Origin of the sequence: Nesterenkonia salmonea (assembly GCF_005771525.1) — a bacterium.
Lineage (GTDB): Bacteria > Actinomycetota > Actinomycetes > Actinomycetales > Micrococcaceae > Nesterenkonia > Nesterenkonia salmonea.
In genome coordinates, this window is record NZ_VAVZ01000106.1 from 1 (window position 1) to 1110 (window position 1110).

At 62.2% G+C, this 1110-nt stretch carries 1 protein-coding gene; it reads right to left on the reverse strand.

Translation table 11 applies throughout. The features are described 5' to 3' along the window. Position 1: 1 nt before the first annotated feature. On the reverse strand, positions 2–1003 hold the full coding sequence (locus FEF26_RS15465; RefSeq protein WP_138254421.1) for an IS481 family transposase: 1002 nt from the start codon (positions 1001–1003) through the stop codon (positions 2–4). Between the last annotated feature and the right edge of the window lie 107 nt (positions 1004–1110).

A 1110-nucleotide genomic window follows, 5' to 3' on the forward strand; every position in this document is an offset into this window, starting at 1 on the left:
CCTAGCTGTAGTTCCCCGTGAGGTTGTGAACGCGGGCTGAGGGAACAGCGCCTCCGATGGCGGTGTGGGTTCGGTGATGATTATAGCCGTGGAGGAACTCTGTGTAGGAGGCTTCTCTGGCTGATTCGCTGGTGTAGGGCCTGGCGTAGGCCCATTCGGTCATCAGGGTGCGGTTGAATCTTTCGACTTTGCCGTTGGTCTGGGGTCGACGAGGCCGGGTCCTTTTGTGCGTGATCTGCTCGCCCAGCGCATCTTTGAACTCACCTGAGCGGTAGCAGGAACCGTTATCCGTCATCACCGCGGTCACCTCCACGCCAATGCGGTGGAAGAAAGCCTGGGCCCGGTGCCAGAACCCGGCCGCGGTGTGCTTGCGCTCATCATCGAGGATCTCGGAATAGACCACCCGGGAGTAGTCATCGACCGCGTGATGCAGATAGCGGTACCCACGGGAGGGTGAAGCCCCAGCCCGGCGTTGAGCATCAGCAGCGCGCCGAGCCGTGAGGTCCTGGGCAGAGCCTCTGCCATAAGTACGCCACCCTCCGCCGTGGGGGATGCGGCCGAGCTTCTTCACATCCACATGCACCAACTCACCAGGAGCGGATGCTTCGTAGCGATGTGGCGCTTCTCGGCGTACTGGCAGTCCGGTGGCCTGGTCAATGCACTCCAGTTTCGGCATGGCATATCGCTGAAGAACCCGGCCCACCGTCGAGCGTGGGACCCCGAGGTGAGCACCGATCCGGTGGGGTCCCCAGCGCTTGGTAAACCGCAGGGCGATGATCCGCCGCTCAGTCCGAGCCGGCAACCGGCGCGGAGTGTGTTGGGGCCGGCTGGAGCGGTCCTCGAACCCGTGTCCCTGCCGGTGACGGCTGACCCATTTCCAGACTGTGGCTGAGGAGACTTGGAAACGCTCAGCAACCCTGCGCTGAGACCAGCCGTGGTCGATGACCAGGACTACCAGGCGTCGCCTTCCCTCAGGGGTAAGCGGTGATCTACGGTGAACCATAGGAGACCTCCGTATCGGATTGTGAGTAGTGGTTACCCACATCCATATCGGAGGTCTCCGACTACTGCACGGACCATTCACAACGTGTCGAGGAACTACACCTAGCC

Coding starts and splice junctions, on each gene's coding strand:
- FEF26_RS15465 (WP_138254421.1), bottom strand. CDS start 1,003: ATGGTTCACCGTAGATCACCGCTTACCCCTGAGGGAAGGCGACGCCTG.